The organism is Methylomonas sp. (assembly GCF_023228165.1).
Lineage (GTDB): Bacteria > Pseudomonadota > Gammaproteobacteria > Methylococcales > Methylomonadaceae > Methylomonas.
Window position 1 is genome coordinate 1 of the sequence record NZ_JALOBS010000047.1, and the last position, 14,860, is coordinate 14,860.

At 38.9% G+C, this 14,860-nt stretch carries 12 protein-coding genes; 5 read left to right on the forward strand and 7 right to left on the reverse strand.

Translation table 11 applies throughout. From position 1 onward, the window contains the following. Window positions 1-93: 93 nt before the first annotated feature. A complete protein-coding gene (locus M0R33_RS22370; protein WP_292574188.1) occupies window positions 94-393 on the reverse strand; it encodes a hypothetical protein in 300 nt (99 codons plus the stop codon). Between the two features lie 1,788 nt (window positions 394-2,181). Here M0R33_RS22370 and M0R33_RS22375 point away from each other — a divergent pair. Both M0R33_RS22375 and M0R33_RS22380 read left to right on the forward strand, forming a co-directional pair. Next, complete coding sequence (locus M0R33_RS22375) at window positions 2,182-2,406, forward strand: hypothetical protein (protein ID WP_292574189.1); 225 nt, start codon at window positions 2,182-2,184, stop codon at window positions 2,404-2,406. A gap of 2,209 nt (window positions 2,407-4,615) precedes the next feature. Further along, window positions 4,616-5,590: a C2H2-type zinc finger protein gene (locus M0R33_RS22380; protein ID WP_292574190.1), complete on the forward strand. Its 975-nt coding sequence runs from the start codon at window positions 4,616-4,618 to the stop codon at window positions 5,588-5,590. Here M0R33_RS22380 and M0R33_RS22385 read toward each other — a convergent pair. The 6 genes from M0R33_RS22385 to M0R33_RS22410 form a co-directional block, all read right to left on the reverse strand. Continuing rightward, window positions 5,568-6,194: a hypothetical protein gene (locus M0R33_RS22385; RefSeq protein WP_292574191.1), complete on the reverse strand. Its 627-nt coding sequence runs from the start codon at window positions 6,192-6,194 to the stop codon at window positions 5,568-5,570. The genes M0R33_RS22380 and M0R33_RS22385 overlap by 23 nt on opposite strands. A gap of 307 nt (window positions 6,195-6,501) precedes the next feature. Then, window positions 6,502-7,041 carry a hypothetical protein gene (locus M0R33_RS22390; RefSeq protein WP_292574192.1) on the reverse strand — a complete coding sequence of 180 codons (540 nt, stop codon included), beginning with the start codon at window positions 7,039-7,041 and terminating at the stop codon, window positions 6,502-6,504. Between the two features lie 243 nt (window positions 7,042-7,284). After that, the gene (locus M0R33_RS22395; protein WP_292574193.1) at window positions 7,285-8,454 is read right to left on the reverse strand and encodes a hypothetical protein; all 1,170 of its coding nucleotides are present in this window, start codon (window positions 8,452-8,454) and stop codon (window positions 7,285-7,287) included. Window positions 8,455-8,486: 32 nt separating this feature from the next. After that, complete coding sequence (locus M0R33_RS22400) at window positions 8,487-8,645, reverse strand: hypothetical protein (protein WP_292574194.1); 159 nt, start codon at window positions 8,643-8,645, stop codon at window positions 8,487-8,489. A gap of 141 nt (window positions 8,646-8,786) precedes the next feature. Continuing rightward, entirely contained in the window at window positions 8,787-10,091 is a 1,305-nt protein-coding gene (locus M0R33_RS22405; RefSeq protein WP_292574195.1) for a hypothetical protein, read from the reverse strand. A 177-nt stretch (window positions 10,092-10,268) separates the two neighbouring features. Continuing rightward, the gene (locus M0R33_RS22410; protein WP_292574196.1) at window positions 10,269-11,510 is read right to left on the reverse strand and encodes a hypothetical protein; all 1,242 of its coding nucleotides are present in this window, start codon (window positions 11,508-11,510) and stop codon (window positions 10,269-10,271) included. A gap of 67 nt (window positions 11,511-11,577) precedes the next feature. Here M0R33_RS22410 and M0R33_RS22415 point away from each other — a divergent pair, with 67 nt between their 5' ends. The 3 genes from M0R33_RS22415 (at window position 11,578) to M0R33_RS22425 (ending at window position 14,769) form a co-directional block, all read left to right on the forward strand. Beyond that, a complete protein-coding gene (locus tag M0R33_RS22415; protein WP_292574197.1) occupies window positions 11,578-12,177 on the forward strand; it encodes a hypothetical protein in 600 nt (199 codons plus the stop codon). Window positions 12,178-12,686: 509 nt separating this feature from the next. Further along, window positions 12,687-13,355 (forward strand): hypothetical protein, encoded by a 669-nt coding sequence (locus M0R33_RS22420; RefSeq protein WP_292574198.1) that lies wholly within the window; start codon window positions 12,687-12,689, stop codon window positions 13,353-13,355. 91 nt (window positions 13,356-13,446) lie between these two features. Beyond that, window positions 13,447-14,769 (forward strand): transposase, encoded by a 1,323-nt coding sequence (locus M0R33_RS22425; RefSeq protein WP_292574199.1) that lies wholly within the window; start codon window positions 13,447-13,449, stop codon window positions 14,767-14,769. Window positions 14,770-14,860: the final 91 nt, after the last annotated feature.

Sequence of the window (14,860 nt, forward strand, 5' to 3'; positions counted from 1 at the left end):
AGTCATCGCCCTTTAAATAATGCTAAAATTTCGCGCATGCATAAATCTGAAAATATTTTAAGAATTGAAAATGGGAAATTTTAAGATTTGGAATTATGCCGATGATTCATTTGGCAATTTAGGATTGGCGTGAAAATCATTTGGCGCTTGGCTGATGAAAATGGGGCTGAAGATAGCCGAGGCGCTGAGAGAATGTCGTTCAGGCATCGGGAAATTGATGATCGCCGGAGAGAGAAAACTGGAATTATGGTGCTGAAAATAATTTGGACTTCCGCCGATGCTAAAAATTGGATGGATTTTTTGCCGAGTGATTCGCGTGGGCATTAAGAAACCGCGTGAAAACACTGTGGTGCTTGGAAGTGTGGAAATACCGATGACATTTAAAATCCGCATCAGGATATCTCAGAAAACCATCAGGCAATCGCTGCTGAGCGGAAATGCCAGAACGCGTTAAATTCGGTTTTTGAAATTAAATCAGGCATGTGATGCAGATTTTTTTATAAATTATAGTATTTGAAAATCGCCAAAGTTATTGAAAATCATTTCAGGATTGTGGCTTTGAAATTTTGCAGACAATTTGCAGGCGGCGCGCGAATTCGCCTGAAAATCGCGTGGGCATCATTATAGCATGGCAGATTTTTGAGACTCATCGCAGTGAATGGTGTCTTTTTCTTTTCGGATTGGTGAATGAAATACTTTTGATAATTTAGTTAATGATTATTGATTTGCATGATGCTTATGAATTGCGTGAAAACATTTTTGAGACTTGAATATCGGCAAAATCGCTGGCGATTGATTTCCGCTGAATGGAATTTCTTGAAAATCGCGTAGGCATAGATAGTCGCTGGAAAATATAAAACGATTTTGATTGAATTTAACAATTTTCACTTTGTTAAAAAATTATTAAGATGGTTAACGTGATAATAATGATTACTTTCTTAATGTTTGATGATTCATTTTCCGCATTTGGATTCGCGCAAAACGCTCGTGGCGTAAAACTGGCAAATTAAGTAAATCGGTTTCCGGAATGGCTTAAAAGCCCTCGAAACCCTCGTTATTGAGATTTCGTGTGATTATGGATGGAAAATGCTGGAATCGCGATGATTTTGCCCAGAGATTGCTATTTCGCGCTCTCTTAATCGGGAATATCGATTTTGATGACGGATTGCCGAAATAATGCGCTGGCGAATGCCGTATAAAATTCAAGCGTTTATCGCTGATAACCGCTGTTTGCATATTAAAATGCTATCGATTTACAGTTTATTTACATTTGAATTTTATTTAGAACTTGTGTGTCACTGAGAAAGGCTTACCGCGGCTTCCACTTGCTTTGATGAACGTGTCCTGAACATGATTTGCGACTTTTTGTGAGAATATCCGCATTTTGGCATTAATTTGGGATTGTTATGAGTATTTTGACTTTGATTATTTTTGAGTTGGGGCTCACTCTGTAATTAGATAATCATTTTAGTATGTATTTGGCTGTTGACGTGCCATTGGTCCATATTTTAGGCTTTTTACGCGCGCCGGCATTAATTTATTTTGGCAATTATTTATTTTTGATAATTTTTTATGGCATTTTTGAGCAGGGTATGTTTTTGAAAATCGTCATCCTCGTGAATATTTTGGCAATTAATTTCCATAAAATATTTTTTTCCACTTTTTCGCATGCCACTTTTTATAAATCGTTTTCTCGCGCCGTTTGTTACCGACTAATGATGAAATAATATTAATCTGTTATTAGTTTGTATTTCGTTGTCGTGCTTATTGCAAACCATATTTGCGCCGGATGATTATCTGGATATTTATTTTGACATTTGCCTCAATTTGATTTTTTCGTGCGAAAAAGACCAAAATAAAAAAATCGGTACGAGAATAATCCATTCACAATTCCTAAAAAAATATAAATCTGAACATAGTGTCTTAAATTATTCGAAAATAAAATGATTCGCCACTCACCAGATAGTCGGTAATACGATTTATCAACATTCGATAAGATTATTCAAAGATGAATCACCAGACATCTTCCAAATAGTCACGTTTACGCTCCATCAACATTTCAATAAATAATCCGAAAATGAATCTCATTTAGCCTTCCACACACTGCCAGATTATTAAAATCAAGATGAATGCGCGTCCTCAGGCGGAAAATGAGGCGCATATGGATGCGTTGGCGCGCAGATGGAGGCTCGTGCGTTTGATGGCGCGCATCGGCGGGCAGAAAGTGTGCGCGAATCCGTGAAAAAATCGGCGGATGAGTCTGAAATTTTTAGGATTTTTGGCTATGAAAAGAGAATAAAATCTGCTGGGGATGGGGAAAATGGATGCCGCCAAAAGCCGGAAAAGAGGCGAAAACGCTACTGCATGATGCAGAAGGGGAAAAAGCTGCGAATCTGTGAAAATTGATGAACCTCGCGCGAATGAAGATACTAAAAATGAGAGATTTGCCCCTGAAACGCTGTGAAATCCTCATTAACCGCGAGAATTTGTCGCGGAGGAAAAACATGAAAAACAAGAAATGCACTGGATTGCAAGGAAAAGCAAAATGGAATACTTTTTCGCTGATTCGCACAAGATGAAAGGAATTGGCGCGAAAAATAAATGGATTAATGCGCGCAAATCCGCGCAATGTCGCCGTAGAATTACATATATTTTCTTTGTTTTGCTAAGGATAGACTGAGATGGTAATTGATAATAAGTAAGTAATATTTCTTCTTGATTTGATACTGGCTGATTGCTGAGTAAAAGAGCAAAAAAGAAAAAATAGAAAACGCGTGTAATCGCTGGCGATTATGCGCGTGATTGGCGCGCGCCGAAGCAAATTGGCAAATATCTGCGCGAAAAGAAATGCACGAATATTATGAAAAGTTTACGCGTAAAGTTGCGACCCAGCCTGAAAATTTTAGGATTTTTGGCTATGAAAAGAGAATAAAAACTGCTGGGAGGCGGATATGATGCTGCCAAAAGCCTGAAAAGAGGCGAAATTTTGAATGATTTTAACGAATTGTTTGCAAAGTGGCTGCATCAATCGCACTGGATTACATATATTTTTCTATTTTGTTAAGGAAAGGACTGAGATAGTGAATAATAAGCAGATATTTCTTCTTGATTAACGCTCGCCTATTGTCTGAAAAAATTACAAAAAAGAAAATGGAGTAATTATTGGCAAAATTGTGCGTGCGGGAGAATATTCGCGCGATTGGATAAAAAAACGAATCGAGAAGAAAAGCGCGAATATTCTCTGCGGGAAAGTTGACGCGAAAAAAGAATGGATTAATACGAATTTCATCGATATTTGCGCACTTCGCGCGCATTGTCGCCGAGAATTACTCTTTTTTCTTTGTTTTGCTAAGGAATGACTGAGATGGTAATTGATTATAGTAAATAGTTATTCTTCTTGATTTGATACTGGCTGATTGCTGGGAAAATTACAAAATGAAGTAATCGCTGGCGAATAATTGGCACGAAAAAGAATGCTCGATTATATCCGCAGGAAAGTTGGCGCGAAAAATAAATGGATTAATACGAATTTCGCCAATAATTGCACAATTTGCGCGCGAATCCGCGAAATGTGCGCATTGTCGCCGAAATTTATTCTTTGTTTTTTTATTTTGTATGAGGAATGACTGAGATGATAACTGATACTAAGATAACTAATATTTCTTCTTGCTTAATGATTACTGGGTGCTGAGAAAATTACAAAAATAGAAAATGAGAATAACATTTGGCGATTAATGCGCAAAATTGTCGCGCGATGACGCAAATTGATGCAAAATTCACGCGTTCTGTCGCTGAAAATTTATTCTTGTTTTTCTAAGGAATGACTGAGAAAATGAGTGGCGATAAGTAAGTAATCTATTTTTCTTTGATTAAGCCGGCTGATTGCTTGGATTGTGCGAAAAAGAAAATTAAGTAATCGCCGGCGACGAATGCGCGCGATTTGCGCGAATGAAAGTAAATCAAGAAGAAAGCGCGATTATTCTGTGGAAAAGTTGGCGATTAGTATCCGCGTTGCTATAAAACTTTTTTTCGAGATGTCCGCGCGGATTTCACGATGGAATTACGAAAATAAATGGATTAATGCGCGCTTTCATCGCAAAGTGCGCAAATGTCGCGCCAATCGCGCATTGTCGCTGAGAATTACTCTTTTTTCTTTGTTTTGCTAAGGAATAACTGAGAGAATGATTAACAATAAGTAAGTAATCTATTCTTCTTGATTAAGCCTGCTGATTGCTTGGATTGTGCAAAAAAAGAAAATTAAGTAATCGTGGGCGACTGCGAAGCCGCAGCCGAATGATGCGCGAATTGTTGTAAAAATTATGCTTGCGGTGGAGCTTCATTTTGCGGATCTATTGCAGTTTGAATTAATTATTTTCTTCCTCAGAAGTTATGCGTTTTGTGAAATGTTCCACAAATCTGAAAACTGCAATATTTCACTTTTTGGCACAATTTTCATAAATGTATTCTGTAATGCTCTCAGCCCAAAATTCATAAAAATGATTGTTGTGAATATTTTTCACAATTCCAAAAAAATATTATTATTAAATATACAGCCGACTTTTTAGTTTTGTGGAACACTTTGACAATTTTCAGATTATTATCAAAACAAAAAAAGATGGACGAGCTCCTGTTATGTCAATGTGGCGATTGTGGGAAACGATTCAAATCTCAATATTTTCTTGCTCGGCATCAAAATAAAAAAAGACCATGCATTGTAAGGAATCTTACATCTGTAGAAATTCTGGACCCACTTCGGTGCGAATATTGCCGCAATTTATTTTCGACAAAAGGGAACTTATCAGCGCATCAACGCCAATGCAGTAAGCGAAAATCTGAATCCGATATACTACTGGAACAAAATAAAGAACTCGAAGCTAAAATTCTCGCAGCGCGATCCGTTATTACGGAGAATCAAAGCAAAATAGATCACAATCTGCGCAGAATAGACGCAATTGCGCAACAAAAAGCCCAGCAATGCATCAATCGCGAGGCAAAACGGGATGAACTTGTGCATCGTGTCAATAAGTTCAAAAGAAAAGACACTGCATTATTCGCGCCAGCCGATTCCAGCACGCGACATCAAATAAACGATTATACGCGCCCAAATATTTCTTATCTTTGGATCATACGCGATCTTGAGACTAATAAATCTGTATTCGCAAAATGGATTGATGAAAAGCATTATCTGAATGTTGTAATGGCAATCATCAAATATATTTGGTTCAATAAGGATCATCCGGAAAACCAGTCAATTCGCGATAATACACCGGACCAGACCAGCGCATTTTCCGACGAGGCGGATCTCATGGAAAACGGGCAATGGATGCTATATTCATTTACTGCCGCCGCGAAAAAACTCAGAGAATGCTCTCTCGATATTGTTCACAAATGTTTTGAAAGATTAAATTCCGTCAATACAGATCCGCAGATTAATTACAGCCAACTATTCAAAGAAAAAATTATGGCTCAGTGGAGTGAATTTAATACTGTATATGTATTGGATAGCGCAATTAATTTCATGGTTCGCCGTAATCGCACTTACTCTGAGCAAGAAATAACAGCATCTTTTACCGTGCCGAAATCGGAATAATTATTTCATATTTATCGCACGTATGAATCCGCGTGAGACGGCAAATAGAATGCTTACTAATAAGAATATTTATGTCATCCGAAAAACGATGGATAAAATCCGTAATTAAATCATCAAACGATACAGAAAAAGCTACCCCGTCAATAGTCTCTTCAAATTCCGTGAATGGCTCCGGAGTTGGCGGATTTGGCGCAATCGACCATAAGTATTTCTTTATTTGCCCATACAAATCAAGAGGATATTGCATAACAATCTGCACTATTACTGCTTTTCTTGGATCAATTTCCGACATATCGAACAGATGTTCACCAAATATATTTACGAAATCAGTATTAAATACACGCGATGGGACAATTGTGTTTATATCCGCATCTCGTTTTGTTCCGCAGACTCTATTTCGTAATCGATGGAGTATGAGACATCTTCCTGATGGAAATTCGTTTTTACATTTATCGCACATATATATCGGGCGCGCTGGGTTTTCGCGTATTTCTGGGTGCACTATGGTTGCCATTATCGCGCGTTTGCTTTTTATATTCAACGCGGTGGTGAAATTTAATAAGAAAGTGTGTGAAATTTGCATGAATATTTCTTTTTTTTGCACATCCGTAAATCGCTGTGAGTCTCCAGCGAATAACAAAAAATTAAGCATCAAAAGAAGATTAATTATTTGCTTGAGCACTGCGAAGCAGCGTCTCCTTCAGGGGAGCATCTAACAGTAAGCAAATTGATTATCACGCGTTATTCGAGGAAAAAATACAACGCAATTGGCATGATTTCGAAGTGATAAGCACGCTAAATAATACTTTTGGTTTCGCGATTTTTCACAAACGCCACTACAGAACTCCCGCGAAGCGGTCGAGCCTTCGGCGAACTCGAAATCGCATCGCAGGCAATACAGACGCAATGATTCACCAATCAGCAATCGGTATGACAATAACATATCCAGTACCCACACGAAGATTCGCTAATTGAAATCGCGAATGCTTGCTAATGGCGCGATTTATTTCATGGTACCATTCGTGGATAAAATTCGTGATAAGACTATCGAAATATTCGGTAATTGTTTCGCCATTCATAATTTCCGTAAATTCCTGAGGCGGATCTGGCGTTGGCTGATTTGGCGCAAAACTCCAAAGATATCGCTTTATTTCTTCGTAAAAATCGAGAGGATGTTGAATTACAATCTGCGTGATTGCTGTTTTTTTTGGATCTTCCTTTGAAGGGTCGAAGAGATGTTCGCCGAATTTATTCACAAAATCTACTCCGAATGTGTTCGGTGGAATAATGGTACGAAAGTCAACATCCCGTTTCGTTCCGCAGCTTATACTTCGCAAACTATGAATTAAAAATCGTTTTTTCGTTTGATAACTTCTGCCACATTTCTCGCAGGTAAATTTCGAGGATTCCGTTTCGCGTATTTTTGGATGTGTATCTATTACGGCTGCCATTATTGTATGATTGCTTTTTATATTTGACGCAGACATGAAATTTAATAAGGAGACGCGCGTGTGAATTTCACATTGGCTCGCTAAGAATACACAATTGGGCGTAATTCATATTGTATGAATGCATCAAAGAAAAAAATACGTGATTCGTTCTTTTTTGAACTCCCGCGAAGCGGTCGAGCCTTCGGCGAACTCCCCCGGAGGGGTCGAGGCTTCGCCGAACTGAATCTCTTTGTAAATGAAAATTTATGCCTGCGGCGCTTCATTCTGCGGACTTATCGTTTTGAGCAGCGCACCAACACTATCTTTTTTGAGGAAAATATTCGGCTTATCCTCGGCAAATTTCCACAAGCGTATAATATTTGCCGGCGAATACAACTCGGCTAAATAATCTTTCAGTTCTTTATCTTTGGCTGGATCGCGATTCAGCATCATTGCCGCTGTGTAATTCATTTGCCCGACTGTAATAATTCCGCCGTGATTATGCAAAATTGGTTCTACTTCTTGAATAATCGCAATTGGGTCGGATAAATATGGCTCGATTATTACATTGACATTAAATCTATGTTCAATGAGGTGAATAATCGCGCCAATGCGTTCCTGATATAACGGCGCATATGGTTCGAATTTCCTCAAAATTGCATCAACATTCGTCGTCACAGTAATAAAAATCACTATCTTTGGTTTATAATTGTCGATCGGCTGCATTTGTTGCTCAAATTCTCTAACGAATGCTGTAATTGATGCCATTGATGCTTTTGTTATAAAGAGAATTTCATGCCCGGCATCTATAATCTTACGGCAGACACTAACATAATCCCGCATATTTTCTGCAAAGATATCACTACTCGATGGGAAGAACATCATTTTCCGCTTGGAATTTGCCGCTTTACTCCAAACCGTGTCGATGCTTTTTTGATTAACCGGCATTGGTTCTTCAATGCTTGGCGTCTTACATACACGCCCAAATCGCCTAAACATCACCCCGATGTAACAATAAAAACATGCATGCTTACAAAGATACGCAGGCGCTCTGATATTGAATGAATCCATGCTCCAGTTCCATTGCCCCAAAAATCTCTCGGACGCGAGCGTTTTGAATTCTTTTTTCGCGATTTGGCGATTCATGACTTTCTGGAATAATATCTTATCATATGTATTTTGCTCGATGATAACCGACCAAACTGATCTGGAAGGATTTTCTGCCAATAATTGTTCTACGGTCCCAATACGCTGGATTGTCTCTTTTTTAACAACTTGTTGCGGTGCGGCGCAAACCGTAGGATTTACGTTCCCTCGATAATGTTTTCCGCAGAATGTGGGATTATCCACCGGATATTTCGCGCGAACACCACATTTCTCGCCTTCGCGCATTCCATACGTTAAAATACTCCGGCAATAATGCGTATCTGCCATTCTCTTGCTATATTGTAAAGCGTACCGTGAATTCAAATTAATAGCGCTCTTTCCTTGCCATTTTCGCCAATGATTTGCCACAATTTGCATATTTTTTTCAAAGAAAAAGCGCAAAATACGGCAAACAGCAGCAAACAGCCGTGAACTTTCAACTGATTAATTTTGACTCGAATTCCATCCACTTTGTCCATTTTGCGATGGTTTGATAGATTTCTCAAAGAAAAATACGCAAATCGTGCAAACTATCGGCGACAAATCCTGCCACGACTATCGCACAATAATAATCCGCAAAATCGCAAAAAAGAATAAAATGAATAGTCATCATAAAATTATTACGCACACTTAAAAGGCTCCATTATGTATCCCGCCAATTCTTGATACAAATATGGATTCGCTACGACAAGCGCAAATGCACTCCCCTCATTCACGCGCGGATGCCCGATTTGGACTAACATCTCTTTTATTTGCTCTTGAGTATGTTCAAGGATAAGTTCTTGCACCTGATTGTAGAGTGCGGAATCTTCCCCTCTATCAAGAATATAATCTTGGATATTTTTGCCACCAACTATTTTTTCGCGCATAATCGATAAGTCGCAATTGCGGAACAGCGACCCTAAGAAGAGCGCCAAGAATTGGCGTTCCCCGTAGTGTATTGACGCGTCCCATATCGCTGTTAAAATTCCATGTCCGTCAGTTGTCAATTTCGTAATTTCGTCCCAAAAGTTCGGCAATTTCCAAAATGCTTTCAAGAAATGAGGATGCAAACGGATTAATGTTATCAAATAATCAATCCGCAATTCGAGTACTTCCATCTTGGCAAATTTTGCGGCGAATTTAACCAAATATTCACTAACTCCGAGTTTTGCATCTCGCGAGAATAATGGTGCGAGATAGAATTCATGTACGAACGTGCTTAATTCGCGAAAATTAGCGAATTTTGCTTCTTCAAGAAAGACATCAAATGTTTCCCCAGTGGAGTTGCAATTGTTTTCACAATTTAAGAGCCGAGAGAGATATTCTCTCGCGACAATAGTCGTCGATTTATTTTGATATTCTGCATACGCTGCAATATAAATGTGAATTGTTTCGTCGCGCATACTTTTAGGCGGAACTGTTAACGAGAGATAAATAATCTTGTCAATTGCGAATTTTGGGCACTTTGCCATTTCTTGCATAACAATTAACGATGCGATTTTCTCGCGCAAACTCAGCAACGCCCACATATTCCCGAAAACGATGTCCATTGCGAATCGCGATGCATCATCATTATATGAAATATCCATAATTCGCATAATTCTTGTTGCGGATGTTTCGGGAATTTCAGAGATAATCCCTTTTATTGCTCGCGTAAATCGATAAGGCGTATTTCGAAGTCCTGATTCTGCAGCGGCGAATTTAGCTCCAAAATCAGCATCTGAAACGCCCGATTTGAGCGCGTTTACCAAATTACGAATTGTGTGGTACTTTTCTTCTGCGAAATCTTGCCAAACTGCGTCCATCAGTATTTTCAACACACAAAATTTCAAAAGAAGGGGTGCGAAGCCTAAATAATGCGATGGCGAAAGCCTCCTCCAACCCCAATAATGCGAATGCACATCGCGCGCGAATGATGCAATTTGCGCACAATATTCGCGCATGAGTTGCCATATTCGTATATGATTCGCAGCTTTTCTTGCGCGATAGATGAACCGAGAATAACAATTAACTTTATCAGTAATAATTCTTCGCATGTTCGGCGCAAAAAGAAAGAAAAGAATCACACACGAATAATGCAACCACTTTGCGAACAATGCGCAACTAATGCAAATCGCGCATCATCTATAAAATTTAAATAATTCGAGCGCACACTCCGCTATTTCTCGAAACAAATACTGATTATCCGCGATAAGCGCGAATGCACTCTCGCTATTGACGCGAGGATGCCCCATTTGGATAAAAGTTTCTTTTAGTTGCTCCATGGCATGCACGATAATAATCTGATGTGTTTCGCTGCAATCCGGCGCGAAATCCCATGGCGAATTATAATAATCTATCCAAAGATAGTCAAGAATATTCCCACCACTCGGCGCTTTTTCGCGAAAAATTGACATATCACCACAATGCAGAAATAATGACACCGTAAATCGCGAAATAAAATCACTTCTCATGTGATATTTTGACGAATCCCATAACGCTGTTAATATTCCGCGTCCATCATCCGTCAATTTCGCAATTTCGTCCCAAAATCCTGGCAAATCCCAAAACGCCCTCAAGAATTGAGGATTGATTCTGACTAATTTTATTAAATAGTCTATCCGTAATTCAATCGCGCCAAGTTTAGCAAATTTCGTAGCAAAAACGACTAATTGTTCCTCAAATACATGCACACTATTCAACGAGAGTAATGGTACGAGAAATGAATCACGGACAAAATCACTCAATTCGCGAAGATTCGCAAATTTCGCATCCTTGAGAAATAAATCGAATGTTGGCGATAATATACCAGAATTCCGCTCGATATTCAGTATTTGCGAAAGTATTTTTCTCGAAATAGAGACAACAGATTCTCCTTGATGCGCAGCATAAGCGGCGATGCAAATGCGAATTGTTCTGTTACACATATTATCGGGCAGCCTCAATGCGAAGAAAATGATATTATTCAATACGAATTCTGGGTTTTCTGCGATTTCTCGCGCGATGATTAGTGGCGCCATTTCTTCGCGTAATTTCGGCGGTGTGTGCGGATTTCCGAAAATGATACTCATTATTGTGTAATTACAGCGACATGGAACACTCATGACACGCATAATTCTCGAAGCCGAATGTTTTCCCGCGGCAAATTCAGAAATATGTTCGCTGATTGCGCAATCAAAAGAGTCTGGAGTCATCCGGATGTCTTTTTCTAATGCACCAAAAAGACTCTCGAATTCGGCATCCGAACCACTTATAATCACTCTTATTAAATTGTTAACTTTATTATCAAGCTCGCCTTCGGCGCATTTTTTCCGAATTATATCCATTTTATTTTCCAATTCACCGCATTTCAAAAAAAGGTTTTTATCCTCTTCAGTGAGCATTAATACGCGTGGATGCGATTAATATCGTATTTCTTCTTTTGAATTTGATAACACTACTCAATAAGAAATGGCAGAATTGATTGGAATCGTTGCCGGCAAACAAGCTGGCAAAACGACGATAGCTGCTTATCTACACGAAAAATACGGGTATACCACGACTTCTATTGCAGAACCACTTAAACTCGCGCTAAAAGATATTTTTGGATTTACTGATGAGCAATTATACGACAGCAAAAAAGAAGTCGCGGATGAATTTTGGCAAATAACGCCGAGATACGCGCTTCAATTCATTGGAACCGAGCTTTTTCGCGATGGATTGAGTAAATACGCGCCACATATCGGCGCCGATATTTGGGCGATGTCCGCAGAACGGCGGATTCAGCAATATTTGCAAAATAAAGATAAAGTTGTCGTTGATGATATTCGTTTTCCAAATGAAGCGGAAGTGATTCGGAAATTGGGCGGAATATTGATTCGCGTAACGCGCCCCGACGTTGAATCCGCGGCGGATTCGCATCTGCGCAGCAGGCGAGCCTTCGGCGAGCACATTTCTGAGCAGCTTCACGCGCAAATTCACGCGGATTATGAAATCGTCAACGATAAAAGCCTACAGCATCTTTTCAGCGAAATCGATGGCATTATTGCGCGCATGCGCGAATCGCATTGAATTTCGCACTTTCGTGTGCCGTGAATCGAAAGCGTGCGTTAATCTACAAGTACGAATTTCGCACGAATATTTTTTATGATTATATTTGTGAAATTTTGGTGAGCTAATCCCTTAGAATAAAATTGGGGGATTATTTCCCCGGAATTATAAAACAAATTCTGTGAAGCGGCTCTATAAATTGACCGAGATAAAAGTTGTGAGTTTGTCACAAAAAATAAAAAGTCTTCATTAGATATTATATATGGTTTATTTTTTGTGACAAACTCACAACTTTTAGTGGCACGCAAACAATAAAGATTGGCGATCCAAGTCCACCAGTATATCGATGTGAAAATTGCGAAAAAGTATTTACGGCGCCGTATTTTCTTAATCGCCATTTGCGCAAGAAAAAACCATGTATTGTGCGTAACCTTAAGGATACCGAATTACGAAACCCACTCCGATGTATTCACTGTTTTAATGTCTTTTCAACAAAAGGATATTTACTTGCGCATCAACATAAATGTGGCATGCGGAGATCCGAAATCGAAATACTCGCTGTTAAAAATAAAGAGCTTAAAGATAAGATGTCCGTGGCGCAATCGTTTATCGACGCATGTCAACGCGAATTGATTGATAATTTGCGCCGAATGGACGTTATTACTCAGCGAAACGCTTCGCAAAGTGTTGCCGGCGAAATGGCAAGTCTAAAAGAAACACACGATAAAGATATGCAGCAAGGAGAAAAATGTTCACAAGATGATGAATGTAGCGCATCCGAGCAAAAAATAAATGACGATAGCGAAACGATTCCAAAAGAAGAATCTTGTGACGCAGCAGCATCCAGTGGCGACAGTAATGAGGATGAGACTCAATTGAGTGTTTTATCTGCGCCAATATTGCCGCAAGGCGCGAGTCAAAAAATAAGGGATTGTTTCAAGCCAAATCTAAGTTATCTTTGGAATATCACGGATCCAGAGACAAATAAATTAGTGTTCTTGAAATGGGTCAACAGCCAGAATTATTGGCATATCGTGAGCGTACTTATTAAATATATTTGGTTCAATGTTGATCATCCAGAAAATCACTCAATTCGAGATGCGACCGAAGATCCGGAAATGAAATTGTCCGAATATATCGAATTCATGGAGCATAGCGAATGGGATGCAACTTGTAGCAAAAAGGTTAATATTTCTTGAAAAGAATTGACAATAAAATCTATCCACATGGCTTTTTTCCTTCTCCATCTAAATGCAGATGGGTATCTTTTTTATATACAGATGAGCCAGTATGCAAGTCCTGCAGGATATAATCAAGAAACAATCTGTCAAAACATTTGGCAAAATACGAAAGACTCTTCCCCCGCAAAATGTAGAAAGTCAGAAGACGTGGTTTAATATTTTAGAGACGAATTTTGCCACAAGACAGAAAAATCGTATTAATGTCAGCTCACAATTTGAGGCGAAAAAAGACGAACTGATCCGCTGTAAACAAGTCAATTTGACACTGAACGATGAACAACGGGAAATAATGTTACAATGGATGTATGCTTATGTTCAGATGTACAACGCAACAATCGATTTTATTAAGTCTGCGAAGCCGAAAACCATTTCATGGACTCATATTCGAACAAACCGTCTAAAAACTATAAAAGAAGAAATCCGGCTAAAATCCCAACATCCGCGTTTCGTGAAAAACACGAAGATAATTGCACACTCTCTTGATGGAGCAATCAAATTAGCCTGTGCCAATTATAAATCTGGATTATCCAATATTCGCGCAAAGAATATCTCTCATTTTCGGATCAGAAAGTGGCGTGTAAGCAAAAAACACTTATTGATCGATATTGAACAATCTTATTTTAGGAATAACACTCTTTGCCCGAAAATATTTGGCAAAATACAACTAACTTACAATAATCTGCCGTTTGAAACCAGCCGAATAACGTCAGAATGCAAGGTTTTATTCAACAGGGTCTATAATAATTTTACGCTTCTTGTTCCTGAGTCAATCACGGCAGAAAAAACAAAGGCTGATTGCAGCATTATTGCACTCGATCCAGGATTGCGGACTTTTATGACCGGTGTGTCGGAAAAAGGCTCTGTAGCGATTTGTGGTAAAAAACTGGCGTACGATAAAATCGGCAAACAACTCAAGAGGATCGATAATGCCAAAAAAGTCTGCAAATCAAAAAAGAAACAACAAAAAATAGGGAGTGCATGTCATAGAAAGATTGAAGGAATGATTACCGAGCTGCATTGGAAGACTGCTAAATATCTTACTGAAAACTATGAAACGATTCTGATTGGCGATTTAAGTGCCAAAGGGATTTCAAGTAATGGTATTCAGGGAGGTATTTCCGATAAGTCTAAACGCATTGCTTATGCTCTTTCATTCTTTAAATTTCGTGAAAGATTGGCATTCAAATGTCAACAATATGGCAGGAATTTCACTGTTGTTGACGAACATTTCACTTCAAAATTGTGTAGCCATTGTGGTGATTGCAAAAGTAATCTCGGGGGGGATGAGGTTTACAATTGCGCCATCTGCCATTCGAGTATCGGCAGGGATGTTAATGGTGCTCGCAATATTTTACTTCGATGTATGGCATAAAAAATAACGCTATACGTTCGGCTTGTTACAAGTCGTTAAAAACTTGCTTATTCACGGGAGTTTGCTAATTAGCCTTTATAGGCTGAAAGGT

Coding starts and splice junctions, on each gene's coding strand:
- M0R33_RS22370 (WP_292574188.1), bottom strand. CDS start 393: ATGCGGATTTTAAATGTCATCGGTATTTCCACACTTCCAAGCACCACA.
- M0R33_RS22375 (WP_292574189.1), top strand. CDS start 2,182: ATGGAGGCTCGTGCGTTTGATGGCGCGCATCGGCGGGCAGAAAGTGTG.
- M0R33_RS22380 (WP_292574190.1), top strand. CDS start 4,616: ATGGACGAGCTCCTGTTATGTCAATGTGGCGATTGTGGGAAACGATTC.
- M0R33_RS22390 (WP_292574192.1), bottom strand. CDS start 7,041: ATGGCAGCCGTAATAGATACACATCCAAAAATACGCGAAACGGAATCC.
- M0R33_RS22395 (WP_292574193.1), bottom strand. CDS start 8,454: ATGGCAGATACGCATTATTGCCGGAGTATTTTAACGTATGGAATGCGC.
- M0R33_RS22400 (WP_292574194.1), bottom strand. CDS start 8,645: ATGGACAAAGTGGATGGAATTCGAGTCAAAATTAATCAGTTGAAAGTT.
- M0R33_RS22405 (WP_292574195.1), bottom strand. CDS start 10,091: ATGCGCGAATATTGTGCGCAAATTGCATCATTCGCGCGCGATGTGCAT.
- M0R33_RS22410 (WP_292574196.1), bottom strand. CDS start 11,510: ATGCTCACTGAAGAGGATAAAAACCTTTTTTTGAAATGCGGTGAATTG.
- M0R33_RS22415 (WP_292574197.1), top strand. CDS start 11,578: ATGGCAGAATTGATTGGAATCGTTGCCGGCAAACAAGCTGGCAAAACG.
- M0R33_RS22420 (WP_292574198.1), top strand. CDS start 12,687: ATGCGGAGATCCGAAATCGAAATACTCGCTGTTAAAAATAAAGAGCTT.
- M0R33_RS22425 (WP_292574199.1), top strand. CDS start 13,447: ATGCAAGTCCTGCAGGATATAATCAAGAAACAATCTGTCAAAACATTT.